Origin of the sequence: Pseudolysinimonas sp. (assembly GCF_039912695.1) — a bacterium.
Classification (GTDB): Bacteria; Actinomycetota; Actinomycetes; order Actinomycetales; family Microbacteriaceae; genus Pseudolysinimonas_A.
In genome coordinates this window covers 324,252-342,459 of record NZ_JBDSPJ010000022.1, presented here as the reverse complement: position 1 = coordinate 342,459, position 18,208 = coordinate 324,252, and the positions used below count along the sequence as shown (strand labels likewise).

The 18,208-nt window shown below is 66.0% G+C and carries 17 protein-coding genes; 9 read left to right on the top strand and 8 right to left on the bottom strand.

Annotated elements, in window-relative coordinates; translation table 11 throughout:
• Window positions 1-30 precede the first annotated feature (30 nt).
• The 4 genes from typA to ABIR17_RS09995 all read left to right on the top strand — a co-directional run bounded on the left by typA (window position 31) and on the right by ABIR17_RS09995 (window position 3,425).
• Complete coding sequence (gene typA / locus ABIR17_RS10010; RefSeq protein WP_348004229.1) at window positions 31-1,935, top strand: translational GTPase TypA; 1,905 nt, start codon at window positions 31-33, stop codon at window positions 1,933-1,935.
• A 136-nt stretch (window positions 1,936-2,071) separates the two neighbouring features.
• Window positions 2,072-2,542 carry a hypothetical protein gene (locus ABIR17_RS10005; protein ID WP_348004228.1) on the top strand — a complete coding sequence of 157 codons (471 nt, stop codon included), beginning with the start codon at window positions 2,072-2,074 and terminating at the stop codon, window positions 2,540-2,542.
• On the top strand, window positions 2,539-3,048 hold the full coding sequence (locus tag ABIR17_RS10000; protein ID WP_348004227.1) for a hypothetical protein: 510 nt from the start codon (window positions 2,539-2,541) through the stop codon (window positions 3,046-3,048). The genes ABIR17_RS10005 and ABIR17_RS10000 overlap by 4 nt, the downstream gene beginning before the upstream one ends.
• Window positions 3,048-3,425: a hypothetical protein gene (locus ABIR17_RS09995; protein ID WP_348004226.1), complete on the top strand. Its 378-nt coding sequence runs from the start codon at window positions 3,048-3,050 to the stop codon at window positions 3,423-3,425. Before ABIR17_RS10000 ends, ABIR17_RS09995 begins: the two co-directional genes overlap by 1 nt.
• Before the next feature lie 12 nt (window positions 3,426-3,437).
• On the opposite strand, the gene efeB is transcribed toward ABIR17_RS09995, so the two are convergent.
• The 3 genes from efeB to efeU are packed head-to-tail and all read right to left on the bottom strand — an operon-like array spanning window position 3,438 to window position 6,845.
• Window positions 3,438-4,712 (bottom strand): iron uptake transporter deferrochelatase/peroxidase subunit, encoded by a 1,275-nt coding sequence (gene efeB / locus ABIR17_RS09990; protein ID WP_348004225.1) that lies wholly within the window; start codon window positions 4,710-4,712, stop codon window positions 3,438-3,440.
• Window positions 4,713-4,722: 10 nt separating this feature from the next.
• Window positions 4,723-5,937, bottom strand: a complete 1,215-nt coding sequence (efeO, locus tag ABIR17_RS09985; protein ID WP_348004224.1) for an iron uptake system protein EfeO — start codon at window positions 5,935-5,937, stop codon at window positions 4,723-4,725.
• Window positions 5,934-6,845 carry an iron uptake transporter permease EfeU gene (efeU, locus tag ABIR17_RS09980; protein WP_348004223.1) on the bottom strand — a complete coding sequence of 304 codons (912 nt, stop codon included), beginning with the start codon at window positions 6,843-6,845 and terminating at the stop codon, window positions 5,934-5,936. The genes efeO and efeU overlap by 4 nt, the downstream gene beginning before the upstream one ends.
• Before the next feature lie 55 nt (window positions 6,846-6,900).
• Here efeU and fdxA point away from each other — a divergent pair, with 55 nt between their 5' ends.
• Genes fdxA through ABIR17_RS09965 form a run of 3 tightly spaced genes read left to right on the top strand, consistent with a single transcriptional unit; the run spans window position 6,901 to window position 9,689 of the window.
• Window positions 6,901-7,221 (top strand): ferredoxin, encoded by a 321-nt coding sequence (gene fdxA / locus ABIR17_RS09975; protein WP_348004222.1) that lies wholly within the window; start codon window positions 6,901-6,903, stop codon window positions 7,219-7,221.
• Between the two features lie 20 nt (window positions 7,222-7,241).
• The gene (gene dapC / locus ABIR17_RS09970) at window positions 7,242-8,336 is read left to right on the top strand and encodes a succinyldiaminopimelate transaminase (protein WP_348004221.1); all 1,095 of its coding nucleotides are present in this window, start codon (window positions 7,242-7,244) and stop codon (window positions 8,334-8,336) included.
• Window positions 8,337-8,393: 57 nt separating this feature from the next.
• The gene (locus tag ABIR17_RS09965) at window positions 8,394-9,689 is read left to right on the top strand and encodes a citrate synthase (protein ID WP_348004220.1); all 1,296 of its coding nucleotides are present in this window, start codon (window positions 8,394-8,396) and stop codon (window positions 9,687-9,689) included.
• 1 nt (window position 9,690) lies between these two features.
• On the opposite strand, the gene ABIR17_RS09960 is transcribed toward ABIR17_RS09965, so the two are convergent.
• Genes ABIR17_RS09960 through aroA form a run of 4 tightly spaced genes read right to left on the bottom strand, consistent with a single transcriptional unit; the run spans window position 9,691 to window position 13,406 of the window.
• Window positions 9,691-10,173: a septum formation family protein gene (locus tag ABIR17_RS09960; protein WP_348004219.1), complete on the bottom strand. Its 483-nt coding sequence runs from the start codon at window positions 10,171-10,173 to the stop codon at window positions 9,691-9,693.
• Between the two features lie 13 nt (window positions 10,174-10,186).
• Window positions 10,187-10,981: a histidinol-phosphatase gene (hisN, locus tag ABIR17_RS09955; RefSeq protein ID WP_348004218.1), complete on the bottom strand. Its 795-nt coding sequence runs from the start codon at window positions 10,979-10,981 to the stop codon at window positions 10,187-10,189.
• Window positions 10,982-11,004: 23 nt separating this feature from the next.
• Window positions 11,005-12,030 (bottom strand): ribosome small subunit-dependent GTPase A, encoded by a 1,026-nt coding sequence (gene rsgA, locus ABIR17_RS09950; RefSeq protein WP_348004217.1) that lies wholly within the window; start codon window positions 12,028-12,030, stop codon window positions 11,005-11,007.
• Complete coding sequence (gene aroA / locus ABIR17_RS09945) at window positions 12,027-13,406, bottom strand: 3-phosphoshikimate 1-carboxyvinyltransferase (protein ID WP_348004216.1); 1,380 nt, start codon at window positions 13,404-13,406, stop codon at window positions 12,027-12,029. The genes rsgA and aroA overlap by 4 nt, the downstream gene beginning before the upstream one ends.
• Window positions 13,407-13,477: 71 nt before the next feature.
• Here aroA and ABIR17_RS09940 point away from each other — a divergent pair, with 71 nt between their 5' ends.
• Both ABIR17_RS09940 and ABIR17_RS09935 read left to right on the top strand, forming a co-directional pair.
• Complete coding sequence (locus ABIR17_RS09940) at window positions 13,478-14,101, top strand: sigma-70 family RNA polymerase sigma factor (protein WP_348004215.1); 624 nt, start codon at window positions 13,478-13,480, stop codon at window positions 14,099-14,101.
• A complete protein-coding gene (locus ABIR17_RS09935) occupies window positions 14,098-14,322 on the top strand; it encodes an alpha-ketoglutarate decarboxylase (protein ID WP_348004214.1) in 225 nt (74 codons plus the stop codon). The genes ABIR17_RS09940 and ABIR17_RS09935 overlap by 4 nt, the downstream gene beginning before the upstream one ends.
• 42 nt (window positions 14,323-14,364) lie before the next feature.
• On the opposite strand, the gene ABIR17_RS09930 is transcribed toward ABIR17_RS09935, so the two are convergent.
• Window positions 14,365-18,126 (bottom strand): multifunctional oxoglutarate decarboxylase/oxoglutarate dehydrogenase thiamine pyrophosphate-binding subunit/dihydrolipoyllysine-residue succinyltransferase subunit, encoded by a 3,762-nt coding sequence (locus tag ABIR17_RS09930; protein WP_348004213.1) that lies wholly within the window; start codon window positions 18,124-18,126, stop codon window positions 14,365-14,367.
• Between the last annotated feature and the right edge of the window lie 82 nt (window positions 18,127-18,208).

Below are 18,208 nucleotides of genomic sequence, written 5' to 3'. Positions count from 1 at the left end.
TCCCCCCCTGAAGATTTTCGAGGTACATCCATGGCCGAAGCACGCCGCGCAGACCTGCGCAACGTCGCCATCGTCGCTCACGTCGACCACGGGAAGACGACTCTCGTTGACGCCATGTTGCGTCAGACCAACTCCTTCGGCTCGCATGAGCACATGGAGGAGCGCGCCATGGACTCCAACGATCTGGAGCGCGAGAAGGGGATCACGATCCTCGCAAAGAACACCGCGGTCACCTACTCCGGAATCCACGCCACCGACGGTCCGGTGACGATCAACGTCATCGACACCCCGGGCCACGCCGACTTCGGTGGCGAGGTCGAGCGCGGGCTCTCGATGGTCGACGGCGTGGTGCTGCTCGTCGACGCGTCAGAGGGTCCGCTTCCGCAGACCCGTTTCGTGTTGCGTAAGGCGCTCGAGGCAAGGCTCCCCGTCATCCTGCTCGTCAACAAGACCGACCGACCGGATGCTCGCATCGATCAGGTGGTCGAAGAGAGCCACGACCTGCTGCTAGCTCTCGCGAGCGACCTGCACGACGACATGCCCGACCTCGACGTCGACGCGCTGCTCGACCTGCCCGTGGTCTACGCCTCCGGACGCAACGGTGCCGCATCGTGGAACAAGCCCGAAAACGGCACGCTTCCCGACAACGACGACTTGGAGCCGCTGTTCGACGCGATCCTCAAGCACGTTCCGGCCCCGACCTACGACGACGAAGCCCCGCTTCAGGCGTGGGTGACGAACCTCGACGCCAGCCCGTTCCTCGGCCGCATCGCGCTACTGCGCGTCTTCTCAGGAACGATCAAGAAGGGCCAGACGGTCGCCTGGGTGCGCCACGACGGCTCGCACACGACCGCACGCATCACCGAGTTGATGCTCACTCGCGCGCTCGAACGGTATCCGGCCGAGAGTGCGACCGCGGGCGACATTGTCGCAATCGCGGGCTTCCCCGACATCACGATCGGCGAGACGATCGCCGACCCCGATGACATCCGTCCGCTTCGGGCGATCACTGTTGACGACCCGGCGATCTCCATGACGATCGGCACCAACACCTCGCCGCTCGTCGGCAAGGTCAAGGGCCACCGGCTCACCGGTCGCATGGTGAAAGACCGGCTCGACCGCGAGCTCGTCGGTAACGTGTCGCTCAAGGTCGTCGACATTGGCCAGCCCGACGCCTGGGAGGTGCAGGGCCGCGGTGAATTGGCTCTCGCGATCCTCGTCGAGAACATGCGTCGTGAGGGCTTCGAACTCACGGTCGGCAAGCCACAGGTCGTCACGCGCGAGGTGGATGGCAAGACGCACGAGCCGTTCGAGCACCTGACGGTTGATGCTCCCGAAGAGCACCTCGGCGCCATCACGCAGCTGCTTGCCGCCCGCAAGGGCCGCATGGACACGATGACGAACCACGGCACCGGCTGGGTGCGGATGGAGTTCATCGTGCCCTCGCGGGGGCTGATCGGCTTCCGTACCGAGTTCCTCACGATCACCCGGGGCACCGGCATCGCGAACGCCATCTCGCACGGTTACGAGCCGTGGGCGGGCGCGATCACCACGCGCATCAACGGCTCGATCGTGGCCGACCGATCGGGCGTGGTGACGCCGTTCGCGATGGTCGCGCTGCAGGAGCGCATGTCGTTCTTCGTGAAGCCCACGCAGGAGGTCTACGAGGGCATGGTGATCGGCGAGAACTCGCGTGCCGACGACATGGACGTGAACATCACGAAAGAGAAGCAGCTCACCAACATCCGCTCGTCGACCTCGGACAACTTCGAGAAGATGACCCCGTCGCGCGAGCTGACGCTCGAGGAGTGCCTCGAGTTCGCCCGTGAAGACGAGTGCGTCGAGGTGACCCCCGACATCGTGCGCATCCGCAAGGTCGAGCTCGTCGCCTCGGCCCGCGCCCGCAACCTGTCACGGTCGAAGAAGCAGGGCTAGGGCGGGGCTGACCGCGCGCGAATTTCGCGGGCGTGTCAACCCCTCAGCGGGTGTCGCGCGTCGAGACATTGCCGGGGTCGCGAGATACGATTCCGGGGGTGGTTCAGCCACCGAATCCGACCACGAGGAGTCCTACGTGAACGTCCGAATCTCCAGAATCGCGACCCTTGTGGTCGGGGCAACACTGCTGCTCAGCGCGCCGCTCGCGCTGAGTGGATGTTCTCTAGTCCAGGGCGTCGTCCAGCAGCAGACCGGCGGCACCGGCGGTACCGACGGCACGGTGCTCGGCTCCGTCCCGGCTGACTTCCCCAGCGATCTTCCGCTCGTTGACGGCAAGGTCACCTTCGGGGCTGAGATCCCCACCGGCAGCGGCCAGAAGGCATGGACCGTGATCGTTCAGACTCCCGGATCCGAGAATCCGGGCACCGCGATTCAGGCGCAGATCGAGGCCGCAGGCTGGACCACCGCGGCTGAGGGCATCGGCGGGGTCACCGATCAGGGAGCGGTGTTCAGCTACACCAAGGGCAACCTCGGCGCCGCCATTTTGGTCGGCAAAGACGGCGACACGTGGACCGTCAGCTACACCGTCACGACGATCACCCCATGACGCGCCACGGGAGTTCTGCGGCCATGGGGCCCGTCGCCGCAACCGCGCTGTTGCTGACCCTGCTGCTCGGCGGGTGTGCCGCGGGCGGTACCGGCACCATCGGCGGCTCGGGAACGGGTGCGTCGAGTGCGCCGTCCGACAGCTCGACGCAGCCATCCGACGGTTCGACAGGTTCGTCGGGAATCGACATCGGCAACGACGCGGGTCACACCGAGATCCCCTCGACCTACCCGCAGGGCGACGTGCCGCTGATCGACGACGACGCAGTCTTCGCGGTCGATTTGGGTACCGGATGGAGCATCATCCTGCCCACCGATGACCGGGCGGGCGACCTCACCAAGATCGACGGCATCCTGATCGGCAAGGGCTTCGTGCAAGACCTCACCAGCTCGAGCGCCGACGCCACCTTTACGCAGTACTCCAACGACACGTACACCGTTCAGATCACGGGGTCGAACACCGCCGACTTCGGCGAGGTTGTTCAGTACGTCGTCATCCTGAACTGATGGCAGCCCGACTGATTGCTGCAGCCCTCGCCCTCGTGACGGGGGCCGCAGCGGGGTTCGTGTTGACCTTCGTCCACCGCGAGTACGTCGTCGAGACCTCGGGCGTTCCGATCCCGCTCGGATTGCTCGGCGCGCTGGCGATCGTCGTGGCGCTGGTCGCCGGATTCCGGTTCGCCTTCAGTGACCGGCTGATGGCGATCGGCGCGGCTCTGGGCATTGAGGTGATGATCGTGCTGTTGGCGACTCTGCCTGTGTTCGGCGTGGGAGCAACCCTGGTCGCCAACGATCCGTTGGGCTACGCCTGGGCGATCGGTCCTGCTGTGCTCTGCACGCTCGTCATCCTCTGGCCGGCGCGGAAGGTGACGCACACCGCCTAGGCATCGGCCGGCTCAGTCGAACAGACCGGCGCCGACGAACGACCCACTGTGCGCGCCGGGTGGCACCGCGAATACCGCCGACGATACGTGCCGGATGTACTCGTTCATCGCGTCTTTCGATAGCGACCGCTGCACCGTCGAGAATTGCTCGGGCGAGCGTTGCATCGAGATGAAAAACAGGCCGGCGTCGAGTTGGCCGAGGCCGTTCGAGCCGTCGACGAAGTTGTAGCCGCGCCGCAGGATGCGCGTTGCGACCACATCGGGGTGCGCCAGGCGAATGTGCGCGTCGGGCGGGATGACCGTGTTTCCGCTCGTCGTGCCGAGCTTGAGGTCGGGCTCGTCGAACTCGCCGGTTCCCGTCAAAGGAGCGCCAGCATCCTTCGTGCGCCCGATGATGTTCTCTTGTTCGGCCAGCGCGGTGCGATCCCAGTTCTCGATGGTCATGCGGATCTTGCGGGTGACAAGGTAGGTGCCGTTCTGCATCCACGGTTGGTCGTCGTCGCCGACCCAGACGTACTCGCCGACCGCCGACGGATCTTCGGACTTGATGTTCGCGGTTCCGTCTTTGAATCCGAACAGGTTGCGGGGCGTCACCTGGCTCGTGGAAGTCGACGAGGTACGGCCGAAACCCAGTTGGGTCCAGCGGATCAAGGCCGTGCCGAAGGCGATGCGGGTGAGGTTGCGGATCGCATGTACGGCAACCTGCGGGTCGTGCGCACAGGCCTGAATACAGAGGTCGCCCCCTGAAATCGGTTCCTCGAGGAGGTCGAAGGCAAACGGCGGCAGCGGACGCAAGGCGTCGGGTCGGCGGTTGGTGAGACCGAATCGGTCGTCGAACAGTCCGGGTCCGAAACCGAAGGTGATCGTGAGCCCGCTCGGCGGCAGGCCTCGGGCCTCACCGGTGTCGTCGGGGGGAGCCAGCGGAGCGCCATCGACGGCGCCGTGCCCGATCTCGCGACCCTGAGTCATCGCAGCGGCGGCGGCCGTCCACGCGGTCAGCAACTGGACCAATCCGTCGCGCGTCGCCGTCGACGTGAGATCGAACGCGGCAAAGTGGAGGCGGTCCTGTGCCGGAGTGATGACGCCGGCTTGATGGTCGCCGTAAAACGGATAAGCGTCCCGCGGGTCGCCGTCGGGAGACCCGGATGCCGTCAGGGCCGCCGTGGTCGCCGCACCCCCGGCAAACCCCGCCCCGACCGCCCCGGCCCCGGCGATACCGCCGAGCAGAGCTCGCCGCGACAACCCGCGCTCGTGGGGCGAGCCTGCTTCGGTGGGTTCCTTCGACATCCCGCTCACGCTACGCCGACGGGATCGCAAGCACGGTGCTCGTGAGTTTCGAGAGCGGCTCGGAGAGGGCGTTGAGCTGCGCGCCGAGTTCATTGCGAGCGGCCTGATCGACAGTGTCGTAGGAGACAAACCCGGCGTCGTAGCTGCCGTAGCTGGTGAGCAGAGCCTTCATCGCCGCAAACTGCGCGTCGAGTTGGCTGACGAGTGCGGCACCCTCGGCATCCTTGCTTTCGGCGATCGAGCGCACGGCGAGGTAGGCCACCTCGGCACCTTCGACGTTGGCGAAAAAGTCGGAGAGGTCGGTGTGCGAGAACTCATCCTCTTCGCCGGGCAATTTGCCGTCGGGGGAGGAGATCTCGTCGAGCAAGCCGATCGCGCCGTTGGTGATGTCGGCGATCGTCAGCTCGAAGTCGGGCGCGGTCACCAGCGTCTGGAGTTTCGCCACGTCGGCGATGAGCCGTGCACCGACCTTCTCGCGGCCGGCCTGGTCGAGTGCGGCGATTGTCTCATTGGGGTAGTTCGCGCGGGCCTGAGTGATCCACAGGTCCATCTCGATGCGGTGGAACCCGGTGAACTCGATCCCTTCGGCTTCGGCGCCCGGCTTGCGGTAGTCAATCGCCGGATCGAGGTCACCGAACTGCTCGGCGGTCGGTTCGACGCGCTCGTAAAACGTGCGGGCAACCGGGTAGAGGCGGCGAGCGGTCTCGTCGTCGCCGGCGAGGTAGGCGTCGACGAAGTCCTGAACTGCCGGCACCAGTTGGGCGACCTGATCTTTCGTGTAGGCGGTGTACGCGGCGACGGCCTCGGCGATCTGCGCGGACTCATCTTCGGTGACCGCTACGGCATCCCCGGTGACGGTGAACGCCGCCGTGCCGACGCCGGCGCCAATCATGCCCGGCTTGCACTCGGTGAAGTAGGTGCCAGGTTGTGCAACGAGGGTGAGATCGCGCGAGGTGCCGGGGGCGATGTTCTCGACCTCCGAGACGATCGAGAGGCCGTCTTCGCCCAAGAGGTAGAACTCGGTCACGCGATCGCCAGAGTTGGTGACGTGGAAAGTCACCGTCCCGCTCGCGACGGTCGCCGCCTCGACGGCGCACGTGTCAGAGCTGCTCTCAACCGCGAGGGTGACGCTCGTGGAGCCCGCGGGTGCGTTGGGAACACACCCAGCGAGCAGGATGCCGGTCGCGCCGATGAGTGCGAAGGCGATGAGGAGGTGGTGCTTCATGCTTCTCCGGGGGATGAGGGGGCGGGGGTCGGTGTGAGGGCGCGAGGTCGGACCGTGGCGCGAATGAACAGGGGCACGATGATCCCGACATAGAGCACCCAGGTGCCCACCTCGAGCCAGGTCATCTCGGGTGAAAACCCGATGGTGCCCTTGAGGATGACGGCGAGCGGGCTGTCAGGCGGGATCACATCGGCGATTCGGAACGCCCACGCACTGTCGCCCCAGAGCCACGGGAAGGCCGCGCCGGGGGGCGCTGGCGCGAACGGGCCGGGGAGCACTCGCGACTCCTGCAAATCGTGGATCGCGTAGGCGAGCACTCCGCCTCCGACGACGATGAGGCTCGCCCCGACGGCGCGGAAAAATCGCCCGAGGTCGATGCGCAGCATCCCGTGCGAGAGCAGCCACCCCAACACGACGGCGAGCAGGATGCCGAGTACGGCTCCAGTGATGGCCAGCGGGGTCTGACCGAACTCCTTGGCCGCCGCCCAGAGGAACAGCGCGGTTTCGATCCCCTCGCGGGCGACCGAGACGAAGGCGAGTGCGATGAGGGCCCAGGGTGTTCCGGCAGAGGCGCTGCCTGCGACGGCGTGGTCGACCCCGAACTCGAGGTCGTTCTTGAGCGTCGGTGCCGTGCGAGCCATGAAGAACGTCATCCAGGTCATGAAGCCGACGGCGACGATCGAGAGCGAACCGCCGAGGATCTCCTGCGCTTCGAAGCTCAGCCCGTAGGCGCCGAAGGTGAGAACGGCTCCGACCACAAGCGACAGCACCACGGCGGCGACCACGCCGACCCAGAGAGCTGGGAGGAAACGACGACGCCCGGTCTTCGCGAGGTAGGCCACGACGATTCCGATGACGAGTGCGGCCTCAAGACCTTCGCGAAGTCCGATCAGAAAGGTGGCCAACACATTGGCAAGGCTAACCTAACCTGGCGCGGCCCGCCACACTTCGTAGACTGGGCAAGTGACGTACGTGATCGCCCTCCCGTGCGTGGATCTCAAAGACCGCGCCTGCATCGACGAGTGTCCCGTCGACTGCATTTATGAGGGCGACCGGATGCTGTACATCCAGCCCGACGAATGCGTCGACTGCGGAGCCTGCGAACCGGTGTGCCCGGTCGAGGCGATCTACTACGAAGACGATCTGCCGAGCAAGTGGTCGGACTATTACACGGCCAACGTCGAATTCTTCGCGGAGATCGGCTCTCCCGGCGGCGCCGCGAAGGTCGGCGTACTGCCCGGTGATCATCCGGTGATCGCGGTTCTGCCGCCCCAAGAGCACTGACACCCAGGCGACCGACCGTCGTGGCGCTGGACCTTCCCGACTTCCCGTGGGACTCACTTCTTCCGTATCGAGCGACCGCGGGCACGCATCCGGATGGCATTGTCGACCTCGCGATCGGGTCACCGATCGACCCGGTGCCGACCATCGTCGCCGAAGCGCTCGCGGCAGCGACCGGGTCACCCGGGTATCCGCAGACCTCCGGCAGTCCCGAACTTCGGCAGGCGATTGTCGACTGGCACGCGCGTCGGGGGATCGAGGTCGGGATCGACAACACCCTGCCGGCGATCGGCTCGAAGGAGTTCATCGCCCTTCTGCCGACCCTCCTCGGGCTCGGCCCCGGCGATGTCGTCGTGCAGCCTTCCCTCGCCTATCCGACCTACGCGGTGGGTGCGGCGATCGTCGGCGCCGACGTTCTCGTCTCGGATGAGCCCGACGAGTGGCCGTCATCCACGAAACTGGTCTGGCTTAACAGCCCGGGCAATCCCGACGGCCGCGTTCACGGGCTCGAGTTTCTGCGCCGTGCCGTCGTGCGGGCTCGCGAACTCGGTGCCGTCATTGCGAACGACGAGTGCTACGCCGACCTCAACTGGGAGGGTGACGAGCCGACCCCGTCGATCCTCGATCCCGCAGTCACTCAAGGGTCGAGACGGCTCACCCTTGCGGTGCATTCGCTGTCGAAGAGCTCCAACCTGGCGGGCTATCGGGCGGGCTTCATCGCCGGCTGCAGTGACCTAGTGGGGGAGCTGCTTGAGGTTCGCAAACACGCGGGCCTCATCCCCCCGGCCCCGGTGCAGCACGCGATGACGGTTGCCCTGGGCGACGACGCCCACGTCGCCGCGCAGAAGGCACGCTATGCGGGCAGGCGGGCCATCCTCGCCGCCGCGCTCACCACCGCAGGTTTTCGGATCGACTCAAGCCGCGCCGGGCTCTACCTCTGGGTGACCCGCGGGGAGGACGCCTGGACGACGGTCGCAACGCTCGCCGACCTCGGAATCCTGGTGACCCCCGGCACCTTCTACGGGGAGGCCGGACGCGATCATGTGCGCATTTCCCTGACCGCGACGGATAATCGCGTGGCCGCCGCCGCCGCACGTTTGGCGGCATCCTCCAACTGAACCCGCTGCATCCTGGCGCTCATCACTGTCGCCGGAAGCGGGCCCTAGGCTGTAGGGGTGAACGATTCCGAGCGGCCAGACACGGCCACGTTCTCTTATGGCGGCGCGACCACGGAGTTTCCCGTGCGTCACGCTGTCGAAGGTCGCGACAGCGTCGACATCTCGACGTTCATGCGCGACACGGGTCTTTCGACCCTCGACCAAGGCTTCGTGAACACGGCCTCGACCAAGAGCGCCATCACCTACATCGACGGGGATGCCGGCATCCTGCGGTATCGCGGCTACGCGATCGAAGATCTGGCCCGAAACTCCACCTACCTCGAGACGGCGTGGCTGCTGATTTACGGCGAACTGCCGACGCCTTCCGAACTCACTGATTTCGAAAACCGCATCCGCCATCACACGCTGCTGCACGAAGACCTGAAGACCTTCTTCTCGGCGCTGCCGCACACCGCGCATCCGATGTCGGTGCTCTCCTCAGCTGTCTCTGCTCTCTCGACCTACTACGAGGATGATCTCGACCCGCACAACCCCGAGATGGTCGAGATCAACACCATCCGCCTTCTCGCGAAGCTGCCGGTCATCGCCGCCTACGCTCACAAAAAGTCGCTCGGCCAGGCGTTCCTCTACCCCGACAACTCGCTGTCGTTCGTCGAAAACTTCCTCAAGCTCAACTTCGGCAACATGGCCGAGACCTACCAGATCAACCCGGTCTTGGTGAATGCGCTCGAACGCCTCCTGATCTTGCATGAAGACCACGAACAGAACGCTTCGACCGCGACTGTGCGGCTCGTGGGTTCGACCGAAGCCAACATCTTCGCGTCGATCTCGGCCGGCATCAACGCCCTGTACGGCCCGCTGCACGGTGGCGCCAACGAAGCGGTGCTCAAGATGCTGCTTCGGATTCAGGAGTCCGGCGAGAGCGTGCAGAAGTTCATCGAGCGGGTGAAGAGCAAGGAAGACGGCGTCAAGCTGATGGGCTTTGGCCACCGCGTGTACAAGAACTTTGACCCGCGCGCCAAACTTGTCAAGGAGAGCGCCGACGAGGTACTCGCCGACCTGGGTGTCAAGGACCCGCTGCTTGACATCGCGAAAGAACTCGAAGAAGCGGCGCTCGCCGACGACTACTTCATCGAGCGCAAGTTGTACCCGAACGTCGATTTCTACACCGGCGTCATCTACAAGGCGATGGGCTTCCCGGCTCGCACTTTCACGGTGCTGTTCGCGATCGGTCGACTGCCCGGCTGGATCGCGCACTGGCGCGAGGCGGCAACCGACCCGGCCACCAAGATCGGTCGACCGCAGCAGTTGTACACCGGCCCGGCCTCACGCGACTGGCCTACCGCGCGCTGAGCTACCTGACGGCGCCCGCCAGTGATCCGGTCGTGCGGCCGGCGGGGTCGTAGATCGTGCACAGCAACTCTCGGTCGCCGCTCGCCCAGCTCTCAACGGTGGGGTAGTAGCCACGAGTTTCTAGGCTGGAGTCGGCATACGACACCCCGACGAAACGGGTAAAGACGTCGCCGCCGCAGAAGGTGTGAAGGTCGGCGTCGAGCGTTGAGGACCCGGGAAAAGCGCTGTCGGTGACCTGACTGCTCGCGAAGACTTCCGAGTCGTGTTCTTGAGTGCAGGCAACGATCGGCACGCTGGTGACCTCGTCACCGACGGTGGCGTCTTCGAGACAGTCACCGATGGCGAGAGTAAAGACCCCGGGCGGCTGGACGCTTGAGCCTGCCGAGAGGGTGTCCAGCACGCTGCACCCGCTGAGCCCCGCACCCAGCACCGCCGCTGCGGCCAGAAGGCGCAGTCCGCGTATCTGCCGGGGGGCGCGGGTCACAGCGTCAGCATAGTCAGGTGGTGAGGCGTTGCAGCAGCTCGTCGTGCAGCGGCCCGTTGGTGGCGACAGCGGAACCGGTGTGCAGCGCTTCGCCGCCGTCGGCATCCGTGAACCGCCCGCCGGCTTCGCGCACGATCGGCACGAGCGCGGCGATGTCCCACGGTTTCAGGTCGAACTCGGCGACGATGTCGATCGCGCCCTCAGCGAGCAACATGTACGGCCACAGGTCGCCGAATGCCCGCGTCCGCCGCACGGCGCGGCTCAGGTCGATCAGTTGGTCGAGGCGGCCCGCCTGGTCCCAGTGCTTGAGGCTGTTGTACGAGATCGTCGCGTCGCTGAGGTCGTCGATTGCGCTGACCGAGATTCGGCGCGCCTCGCCCTCGCCCTCCTGCGCCCACGCGCCGTGGCCGGTTGCCGCCCACCAGCGTTTCCCCATCGCGGGGATGCTGACCACCCCGACCTGCGGGATGCCGTCAATCGCGAGCGAAATCAACGCACCCCAAATCGGAACGCCGCGCACGAAATTGCTGGTTCCGTCGATCGGGTCGATGATCCACCGTCGCCCCGTGTCATGGGCGGTAGTGCCGGCGCCGAACTCCTCGCCCAAAATGGCATCCTCAGGTCGCGCCTCGGCCAGATGCTGGCGGATGACGTGTTCGACGCGCGTGTCGGCATCCGTGACCTGCGTGCGGTCGGGCTTGAGTTGCACATCGAGGTCTTGAGCGCGGTAGCGGTCGATCGAGATGAGGTCGGCTTCGTGAGCGAGCACGAGGGCGACCGCGAGGTCGTCGGCGAGGGTGAAGGTCACGCCGCCAGGCTACCTACTCCGCGCTACCCGGCGAGAGTCGTCAGCAGGCGCTGCAGGGAGTCGACACGTGCGGCGGGGAGCCGGCCGTCGGCGACGGCGGCGTTGAGCTCGCAGTCGGGGGCGTCGGGCAGGTGGGTGCACCCGCGCGGGCAGTCCGCGGCGACAACCGCGAGGTCGGAGAACGCCTTCAGGATGTTGTCGGGATTCACGTGGCCCAAGCCGAACGAGCGAATCCCCGGGGTGTCGATAATCCACCCCCCGGTGGGAACTCTGAGGCTGACCGTCGACGACGAGGTGTGGCGCCCGCGACCTGTCGTCGCGTTGACAACCCCGACCGCGCGGTCGGTCCCCGGCACCAGGGCGTTCACGAGTGTCGACTTGCCAACTCCCGAGTGCCCGACGGCGACCGTGGTGTGCCCGGCGAGGGCCGGTTCGAGTTCGGCGAGCGGGAAAGCATCCTGAGCCGATCGAAAGATCGGGATGTCGAGGGCCGCGAAGTTGGCCAGGAACGGTTCCGGGTCGGCGAGATCCGTCTTCGTGATCACGATCAGCGGAGCGACGCCGGCGTCGTAGGCGGCAACCAGGTACCGGTCGACGAGTCGCGGACGAGGCTCAGGGTTCGCGGCCGCGATCACGATGAGCAACTGGTCGGCGTTGGCGACGATGATGCGCTCGATCTGGTCGGAATCATCGGCGCTGCGGCGCAGCAGCGTCACCCGCGGACTGATGCGCACGATCCGAGCGAGACTGCCCTCGTCGCCGGTGGAATCGCCGACGACATCCACGCGGTCGCCCGTGACGATCGCCTGCTTGCGCAACTCGCGGGCACGGGTTGCCGTCACAGTGCGTTCTTCGGGCCCGTCTTCGTCCACCAGCACGGTGTACCGGCCCCGGTCGACCGAGAGCACCCGGGCGTCAACGGCATCGACATGCTCGGGACGCTGCTTGCTGCGCGGCTTATTGCCCTTCGGATTCGGGCGCACGTGAACGTCGGATTCGTCCCAGGCTTCGAAGCCTTCGTCGTCCTCGTCGGGCGGCAGCCAGCTCACGAGGCGGCGATGGCCTTCGTCGTCACAGCCCAGAGCTCGGCGAACTGCGGAAGCGTCTTCGCGGTGGTCGCGATGTCGTCGACCTTGACGCCCGGCACCGCGAGTCCGAGGATTGCGCCGGCGGTGGCCATCCGGTGGTCTTCGTACGCGTGCCACCGGCCGCCGTGCAACGGTCGGGGCTCGATGAGGAGGCCGTCATCCAATTCGGTTACCTGTCCGCCGAGGGAGACGATCTCGGTTGCGAGGGCGGCGAGCCTGTCGGTCTCGTGACCGCGCAAGTGCCCGATGCCGATAATCCGGCTCGGGGTGCTAGCCAGGGCCGCGAGCGCCACGATCGCCGGGGCCAGTTCGCCGCCGGCCGACAGGTCGAGGTCGAGTCCCGGGATCTCGGCGCCACCGCGAATTCCGATACCGCCGTCGACGACGAGCGCGTCGCCGCGCCACGACACCCGCGCGCCATACCGAGGCAGCAGGTCGGCGAGCATCGCGCCCACCTGGGTCGTCGCGCGCGGCCAGCCCTCGACGGCGACAGTGCCTCCTGAGATCAGGGCTGCGACAAGAAAGGGTGCGGCGTTCGAGAGATCAGGCTCGATCGACACATCGAGTGCGCGAATCGCCTGGTGCTCGACGACCCAGGTACCCGGAGTGGGCGTCTTCACCTCGACGCCGCGCTGCTGAAGGCACGTGATCGTCATTTCGATGTGCGGCAGGCTCGGCAGGCGCTCGCCGGTGTGCCGCAACACCAACCCGCGTTCGAAGCGGGCGGCAGCCAGCAAGAGACCCGAAACGAACTGGCTCGACGCCGACGCGTCGATCGAGACTTCGCCCCCGGCGACAGTTCCGGTCCCGTGGAGGGTGAACGGCATCCCTCCGCGGCCGTTGTCGTCGGTTTCGATGCCGAGATCGCGCAGCGCCCCGATCATCGCCGACATCGGCCGACGGCGCGCCGACTCGTCGCCGTCGAACTCGACCGGACCGTTGGCGAGCGCCGCGACCGGCGGAAGGAAGCGCATCACGGTTCCGGCCAGACCACAGTCGATCGACCTGCCACCGACCAGGGGTGCGGGAGTCACCCGCAGGTCGGGACCGTACTCGGTGATGTTCTCGGTCTCGTCGATTCCCACCCCAAGCGCACGCAACCCGGCAATCATCAGGGCGCTATCGCGGGAGTGCAGGGGAGCGTGCAACGTGCCAGGGCCGGCGGCGAGCGCGGCGAGCACCAGTTCGCGATTGGTGAGACTCTTCGAGCCCGGCAACCGAAGTGTCGCGTCGAGCGGACCCGCAGCAACGGGCGCGATCCAGGGGGCGACGGTGCTGGCCCCGGGCGCGCCCGTGCCGATCCCGTTCTCAGGGGTGGAATATCGCTGCACATCCATCGGTTGTCTAGGGTATGCCCGCAGCCCTGCTCGAACGTCCTCGTGCGGGCACACCCGTAGACTCAACGGCGATGAGCGACACTGCACCGATTCGCAAGAAGCAGCCGACGGCTGAACTGCGGACGTTGTTCGAAGGGCAGGCCCTGGTCTTTATGGACCAGCTGTACGGTGCTGCGATCCGGATGACGCGCAACCCGGCGGATGCCGGCGACCTCGTGCAGGAGACCTACGCGAAGGCGTACGCGGCGTTCGGGTCCTTTGAGCAGGGCACGAACCTCAAAGCGTGGCTCTACCGCATCCTGACCAACACGTTCATCAACACCTACCGCAAGAACCAGCGTGGCCCTTACCAAGGCACGATCGACGACCTCGAGGACTGGCAGTTGGGCGGAGCAGAGTCGCTCACCCAGGGTCGTTCGACGCGGTCGGCCGAGGCAGAAGCCATCGATCACCTGCCCGACAGCGACGTCAAGGCGGCACTCCAGTCGATCCCGGAAGACTTCCGGCTCGCGGTGTACTTCGCCGACGTCGAAGGCTTCTCGTATCAAGAGATCGCCGACATCATGAAGACCCCCGTTGGAACCGTCATGAGTCGACTGCACCGTGGCCGCCGACTGTTGCGCGATCTGCTCGCGGACTACGCCCGCGACCGCGGCATCCCGGTTCCCACTCCCACCCCCAGGAGCGCGAAATGACCGACTGCGGCTGCGACAAAGCCAAGGCTGAACTCGAGGAGTACCTGCACCGTGAGCTGCAGCCTCAGGAGTTCCAGGATGTCAGCGATCACCTCGCGAATTGCGACGACTGCACGGGGGAGCACCTCGTCGGGCTGACCCTCACCCTCAAGATGCAGAAGGCGTGCCAGGAGACCGCTCCCGAAGAACTTCGCCAAGCGATTCTCGCTTCGCTCGACTAACGGGTCTCGACTAACGGGTCTCGACTAACCGGGTCGCACGACTTAGAGGGTGAAAGCCCGCGCAATCAGGTCGGTCTGTTCGGCTGCGGAACGCTTCGACGATCCCGTCGCGGGAGCCGCGGCTGCCCGCCGTGAGATGACTGAAATCGTGCGGTCCCGCAGTCGCGGGGCGAGCTCCATGTTCACGAACGGCCAGGCGCCCTGGTTCTCGGGTTCTTCCTGAACCCAGACCAGCTGAGCATTCGGGTAGCGCGCGACCACGGCATTCACCTCGGCGTCGGGCAGCGGGTAGTACTGCTCGAGGCGCACGAGCGCGAACGAGCCCGCGTCATCCCGCTTCTCGAGTTCTGCCAACAGGTCGTAGTGGAGTTTGCCGGCGTGCAGCAGCACCCTCTTCACGGCGTTCGGGTCGGCAATGCGAGCGTCATCGAGCACCGGCTCGAACTTGCCCGACGTGAAGTCGGCCACCTCGCTGGTTGCTCCGCGCAGGCGCAGCATCGACTTCGGCGTGAAAACGATGAGCGGACGACGTGGCCGCGAGTACGCCTGACGGCGCAGCAGATGGAAGTACGACGCGGGGGTCGAGGGTCGAGCCACGGTCATGTTGTTCTCGGCGCACATCTGCAGGAAACGTTCGATGCGGGCCGATGAATGGTCGGGCCCCTGACCCTCGTACCCGTGCGGCAGCAGCAGCACGACGGAGGAGCGCTGACCCCATTTTTGCTCGGCGCTCGAGATGAAGGTGTCGGTGATGGTCTGCGCCCCGTCGACGAAGTCGCCGAACTGGGCCTCCCAGAGCACGAGCGCGTCGGCGCGTTCGACCGAGTAGCCGTACTCGAAACCGAGCGCGGCGAACTCCGACAGCAGGGAGTCGTAGATCCAGAACCTTGCCTGCGTGTCAGAGAGGTTCGCCAGCGGCAGCCACTCCTGACCGTTCTCGCGGTCGTGGAATACCGCGTGCCGAGACACGAAGGTGCCCCGCCGCGCGTCCTGGCCGACCATCCGCACCGGGGTGCCCTCGACGAGCAGCGAGCCCAGCGCGAGCAGTTCGCCAAAGCCCCAGTCGATCAGACCGCTGCGGCTCATCTCTACCCGCTTGTTGAGCAACTGCCGCAGCTTCGGGTGCACCGTGAAACCTTCGGGCAGGTTGTCGTGCGCGTCACCGATGAGCTCGACGAGCGACTGGGCGACACCCGTGGTGGCGGGTTCGCCCGCGGCGTCATCCTGCTGCGACTCCGGTCGCTCGAGGTCGGCGACCGGCTGCTGATCGGTCGTGACCACCTGGATCGTGCCGGTCTGCGCGGCGTGGGTCTCGGCGAAGGCGCGCTCCAGGCGGTCCTGGAAGTCCTTGTGGGCCGCCTCGAACTCTTCCTGCGTGATGTCGCCACGACCGACGAGTGCCTCGGTGTAGAGGGTGCGCACGCTGCGTTTGGCCTCGATGAGGTTGGTCATCAACGGCTGGGTCATCGACGGGTCGTCGCCCTCGTTGTGCCCGCGACGGCGGTAGCAGATCAAGTCGATGACGACATCCCGCTTGAACTTTTCGCGATAGGCGAAGGCAATTTCTGCGACCCGCACGACGGCTTCAGGATCGTCGCCGTTCACGTGGAAGATCGGCGACTGCACTGTCTTCGCAACATCCGATGCGTACACCGACGACCGACCCTCGGAGGGCGGCGTGGTGAATCCCACCTGGTTGTTGATGACGACGTGCAGGGTGCCGCCGGTCTTGTACGCCCGCAGTTGCGACATTTGCAACTGCTCGTACACGATCCCTTGGCCGGCCATCGAAGCGTCGCCATGCACGAGGATCGGCAGCACTCCGGAGCGGCCGTCATCGGTGCGATCCTGCTTCGCGCGCACGATGCCCTCGAGAACGCCGTTGACGGCTTCGAGGTGCGAGGGGTTGGCGGCGATGTAGACCGAGATCTCTTTGCCGGATCCTGAGGTGAAGGTGCCTTCGGTTCCGAGGTGATACTTCACGTCGCCCGAGCCCTGAACCGTCTTCGGGTCTTGCGTGCCTTCGAACTCGCGGAAGATCTGGCCGTAGGTCTTGCCGGCAATGTTCGTGAGAACGTTGAGTCGGCCACGGTGGGCCATGCCGATGGCAACTTCTTCGAGGCCGGCCTCGCTGGCGCCCTGCAGAATCTCGTCGAGCAGCGCGATCGTCGACTCGCCGCCCTCAAGACTGAACCGCTTCTGTCCGACGTACTTGGTCTGCAGGAAGGTTTCGAAAGCCTCGGCTTCGTTGAGCTTGCCGAGGATGCGCAGCTGCTCTTCTTTGGTCGGCTTCTGGTACTTCTGCTCGAGGCGCTCCTGGAACCAGGCGCGTTCCTCGGGATCTTGGATGTGCATGTACTCGATGCCGACGGTGCGGCAGTACGAGTCGCGCAGCACGCCGAGCACGTCGCGAAGCAGCGCATTGCGTCGTCCCGCGAAACCGCCAACGACGAACTCGCGGTCGAGGTCCCAGAAGGTGAGGCCGTGGTTGGCGAGCTCGAGGTCGGGGTGCGAACGTTGCACATACTCGAGCGGATCAATGTCGGCCATCAGGTGGCCGCGCACCCGGAACGAGTTGATCAGCTCTTGCACGCGTGAGGTCTTCGAGACGCGTTCTGACAGGTCGACGCTGATGTCTTCGGCCCAGTGAATCGGGTCGTACGGGATGCGCAGCGACGCGAAGATTCCCTCGTAGAAGCCGCGCTGCCCGATCAGCAGTTCGTGCACCATCTTGAGGAACTCGCCTGACCCGGCGCCCTGGATCACTCGGTGGTCGTAGGTGCTCGTCAGGGTGATGGTTTTGCCGATGCCGAATTCGGCCAGCGCCTTTTCGCTCGACCCCTGGAAGGCGGCCGGATACTCCAACGCGCCAGCACCGATGATCGAGCCCTGGCCCTTCATCAGACGCGGAACCGAGTGCTCGGTGCCAATGCCGCCCGGGTTGGTGAGCGAGATCGTGGTGCCGGCGAAGTCATCCGCGGTCAGTTTGTTGGCGCGGGCCCGGGCGACGACGTCTTCGTACGCCGCAAGGAAGTCGGCGAAGGTCATGGTGTCGGCGCGCTTGATCGCCGGAACGAGAAGTGAGCGCGTGCCGTCCGGCTTCGGCAGATCGATGGCGATGCCGAGGTTGGTGTGCGCAGGCACGACGACGCTCGGCTTGCCGTCGGGTTCGTCGTAGAACACGTTCTGGCTCGGGAAGTCGTTGATCGTCTGCACCATCGCCCAGGCGATCAGGTGCGTGAACGAGACCTTGCCACCGCGCGCACGGCGCAGATGGTTGTTGATGACGATGCGGTTATCGATCATCAGCTTCGCCGGGATGGTGCGCACGCTCGTCGCCGTCGGAACGGTGAGGCTCGCATCCATGTTGGTCGCGAGGGTCTTCTGCATCCCGCGCAGCGGCGTGACGACATCTTCTTCAGCAGGCGCGTCGGATGGGGCTGCCGCTTGAGGTGCCTCGGCGGGAATCGGCTGCCGTTTCGCGGGCGCTGAGGTGGTGCGAGCGACGGGAGTGCTGCCGGTCGGCGGCACCGTCGCGACAGGGACGGTTGTCGCGACCTCGGCCGCGGGTGCCTCAGCCGCGGGTGCCTCAACGACCGGCGCTTCAGGTGCAGCGGCGTCAGGTGCCGGCGCGAAGCTCTCGACGACCGGGGCAACCGCGGTGCGGCGCTGCTCGAGCACCGGCCACCAGCTCTGGTCGACCGAATTCTTGTCAACGAGGTACCTCTCGTACATCTCGTCGACGAGCCATTCGTTGGCTCCGAATTCGTCTTCTGATGTGATCCCGGGTACGGGGCTCGACACTGCAGACCGCCCACTCTCGTGTGTCGTGGTTTTGGTAGATGTGGTGGCGTATGAAGCCGCTCTAGCTTAGGCCGACTAGCCG

Coding starts and splice junctions, on each gene's coding strand:
- ABIR17_RS09995 (WP_348004226.1), top strand. CDS start 3,048: ATGGCAGCCCGACTGATTGCTGCAGCCCTCGCCCTCGTGACGGGGGCC.
- aroA (WP_348004216.1), bottom strand. CDS start 13,406: ATGGATGTGCAGCGATATTCCACCCCTGAGAACGGGATCGGCACGGGC.
- ABIR17_RS09940 (WP_348004215.1), top strand. CDS start 13,478: ATGAGCGACACTGCACCGATTCGCAAGAAGCAGCCGACGGCTGAACTG.
- ABIR17_RS10000 (WP_348004227.1), top strand. CDS start 2,539: ATGACGCGCCACGGGAGTTCTGCGGCCATGGGGCCCGTCGCCGCAACC.
- efeO (WP_348004224.1), bottom strand. CDS start 5,937: ATGAAGCACCACCTCCTCATCGCCTTCGCACTCATCGGCGCGACCGGC.
- efeB (WP_348004225.1), bottom strand. CDS start 4,712: ATGTCGAAGGAACCCACCGAAGCAGGCTCGCCCCACGAGCGCGGGTTG.
- typA (WP_348004229.1), top strand. CDS start 31: ATGGCCGAAGCACGCCGCGCAGACCTGCGCAACGTCGCCATCGTCGCT.
- ABIR17_RS09935 (WP_348004214.1), top strand. CDS start 14,098: ATGACCGACTGCGGCTGCGACAAAGCCAAGGCTGAACTCGAGGAGTAC.